General features: G+C 72.9%; 2 protein-coding genes. Both read right to left on the bottom strand.

Going from position 1 to position 3388, the window contains the following annotated elements; genetic code table 11:
- The coding region (locus tag ACFC02_RS42055) for a condensation domain-containing protein (RefSeq protein WP_376368233.1) at nucleotides 1-1375 on the bottom strand (1375 nt) is incomplete at its 3' end.
- On the bottom strand, nucleotides 1372-3388 hold a 2017-nt coding region (locus tag ACFC02_RS42060; protein WP_376368235.1), incomplete at its 5' end, for a condensation domain-containing protein. The genes ACFC02_RS42060 and ACFC02_RS42055, both read right to left, overlap by 4 nt.

Genomic DNA, 3388 nt, shown 5'->3' on the forward strand with positions numbered 1-3388 from the left:
GCACCACAGCACCCGGCACCACACCATCCGTCACCGCCAGCACAGCCGCCCGCTCCTCCGCGGACAGCAGATCCATCCCCCCGATCGGCCGGGAGGGATCCGTGACGACGAGGTCGAGCACCCGGACCAGCCGGTCGACGAACCCGGCGGCCGTCGCCTGGTCGAACAGGTCGTCGCGGTAGTCCAGGCGGAGGTACAGACGCCGCCCCGGGGCGGCGATCAGGGTCAGGGGGTAGTGCGTCGCGTCCCGCCCGCGGCCCAGGTCAGGGGTGATGCGCAGCCCGGTCTCCAGCCGCTCGCCGGGCTCGTCCCACGGGTAGTTCTCGAAGACCAGGCAGGTGTCGAAGTGGTCGCCCGGACCGGCCAGTTGCTGGATGCGGGCGAGTCCGAGATGGTGGTGCCCGGTAAGCCGCGACTGCGCGCCCTGCACCTGTTCGATGGTGGTCAGCAGGGACTGCGCCGGGTTGAGGGACACCCGCACCGGCACCATGTTGATGAGCAGACCCACCATGCCTTCGACGCCGGGCAGTTGAGGGTCGCGCCCGGCCACGACGGCCCCGAACACAACGTCGTCGTGGCCGGTGCGCCGGCTCAGCACAAGCCCCCAGGCGGCCTGAAGCACGGTGTTCAGGGTCACCCCGTGGCGGCGCGCCCAGTCGGCCAGCGCTGCCGTGCGGTCCTCGTCCAGCTCCACGGTGATCCGCTCCGGCATCAGTCCGGTACGGCCCGGGTCCGCCGGGGTGAGCAGCGTCGGCTGTTCGAGACCGCCGAGCGCCTCTCGCCAGGCGGCCTCCGCCGCCGGCTGGTCCTGCTGCGCGAGCCACCCCAGGTACTGCCGGTAAGGGGTCACTCGGGGCAGCGCGGTGGTGTCGCCCCGGCTGTCGTACAGCGTGGTCAGCTCGCGCACGAGCAGTGGCGTCGACCAGCCGTCGAGCAGGATGTGGTGGGTGGTCATGATGAGGCGGTGGCGCTCGGCGGCCAGGCGCACCAGGGAGAAGCGCAGCAGGGGCGGCTCGGCCAGGTCGAACCGGCGGGCGTGCTCCTTGGCGGCGAGCCGGGCCAGCTCCGCCTCCGCGTCGGCATCGGGAAGCGGCGACAGGTCGAACTCATGCCAGGGAACCTCTACCTGACATGGTATCAACTGGACGGTCCGGCCGGAGTCCACCTGCCGGAATCCGGCGCGCAGGTTCGGGTGCCGTTGGACGAGCGCGAGCACGGCGGCCCGCAGCCGCGCCGCGTCGAGGGCGCCCTCGACGGCGAAGACGTGCTGCACCGCGTAGACGTCCGCGCCGTCCTGCTCGTAGCGGGAGTGGAACAGCAGCCCCTCCTGCATCGGGGAGAGGGGGAGGATGTCTTCCAGGCCCGACGACGTCATTTCTGCACCCTCCACGCTGCTTCGAGCTGCTCGATGTCGTGCTGGCTGAGTTCGGTCAGGGGGAAGTCCGAGGGGCTGTGGCCGCCGGTGCCGGAGCGCTCGCCGTGCCGGACCAGTCCGCGGATCGCCCGGAACCAGTGGTCGGCCAGGGCTCGGACGTGCCGTTCGGTCCACAGATCCGGCGCCCAGGTCCAGACGGCCTCCAGTTCCGGCCCGTCCGGGGCGTCGCGGACCATGCTGTTCACCTCAAGCCCGTGCGCCAGGGCGGTCGCCGGGTCGGCGCCGCTCAGCAGGCCCGTCTCGGCGGCCACGGTCCATTCCGGGCGGCCGGGGACCACCGGGGCGCCCGCCGAGGGGAACCGGCCGAGGTAGTTGAATCCGAGTTGCGGTGCGGCGAGCCCTGCCAGCTCCGGCCCGGTGTCGGGATTGAGGTGCCGCACTAGGCCGTACCCGATGCCCCGGTCGGGCAGGGAGCGGACCTGTTCCTTGACCCGTTTCAAGGCCTGTCCGAGCGACGGCCCGCCGTCGACGACCTCTTCCCACGCCAGGGGGCCGGGGTCGACGCGGACGGGATTCAGCGAGGTGAACCAGCCCACGGTGCGCGAGAGGTCCACGCCCTCGCCGATCTCCTCGCGCCCGTGTCCCTCCACATCCACGAGGAGAGCCGTGTGCCGCCCGCGTGCGTGGGTCCGGCGCCACTGGGCGACCGCCAGGGCGAGCGCGGTGAGCAGGACGTCGTCGACCTTCGCGTGGAAGGCCGTGGGCACCGTCGTCAGGAGCGGGTTGGTGACCTCGGGCGGCAGGGAGAGCGTGAGCTCACGGGCCCGGCCCACGGTGTCCCGCGCGGCATCGAGCCGGCCAGTGGTCAGCGGCGGGTCGGCCGCGGTGAGCAGTCCGGTCCACAGCGGCGCCTCGGCGGTGCGGGCCGGCCGCCGGGCCTCGACCGTGAGGAGACTCGCCCAGCGGCGCAGCGGGGTGCCCACCGGGTCCAGCCGTGGGGGACGGCCGCCCATGACGGCCTCGCAGGCGGCGATGAGATCAGGAAGCAGGATCCGCCAGGACACCCCGTCGACGACGAGATGGTTGACGACGACCAGGAGCCTGCCCCGTTCGGCCCGTCCGGCGTCGAACCAGACCACCTGAACCAGCAGCCCGCGCGCGGCCGACAGCCGGTCGGACGCCGCCTCCGCCTCTGCGCGGACCAGCGTCGCGTCGACGGCCGCGCCGTCGGTGCCGACACGACGCACCACGTCCGCGGCCGACATGGACCCCACCGGACCCACCTCAAGCGACCGCGCGCCGTTGTCCTGACCGCTCGGTTTCCGGGTCAACCGCAGCGCGTCGTGGTGGTCCAGGAGTGCCTGCACGGCCGCGACGAGGTGGTCCTCGCGCAGCTCGGCCGGCACCTCCAGCAGCATCGCCTGGTGGAACGCGTCGATGTCGCCGCCGCGCGCGTCGAACCAGCGCATGATCGGCGTCGGTTCCAGCCCTCCCACGCCGGAGTCGCCGGGGTCCGGTGCCGACACGGACAGCTCCTCGGCGACCTCGGCCAGTCCGGCAGCGGTGCGCTGCTCGAAGACGTCCCGGACCGCCAGTCCGACACCCGCCGAGCGAGCGAGGCTGACCAGCCGGATCGAGACGATGCTGTCCCCGCCGAGCGCGAAGAAGTCGTCGTCGGGCCCGACGTCGTCCACGCCCAGTGCCTGCGCGACCAGCGTTCCCAGCAGTCGCTCGCGCTCGGTCCGCGGCTCACGACGCGGCACATCCGCCCGCGCGCCCTGATCGGGTGCGGGCAGCGCGGCCCGGTCGAGCTTGCCGTTGGCCGTCAACGGCAGCCGGTCCAGGGTGACGTACGTGGACGGCGCCATGTACTCGGGCAGCCGCTGCCGCACGAACTCCCGTAGGTCTGCTGGTGTTTCGCTGGTGTCGGGGACGACGTAGGCGATCAGGCGGGGGCTGCCGGGCTGGTCGTGGTGGGCGACCACGGCAGCCTGGCCGACCGCGGGATGATCG

The sequence above is a fragment of the Streptomyces sp. NPDC056160 genome (genome assembly GCF_042268205.1).
GTDB lineage: Bacteria > Actinomycetota > Actinomycetes > Streptomycetales > Streptomycetaceae > Streptomyces.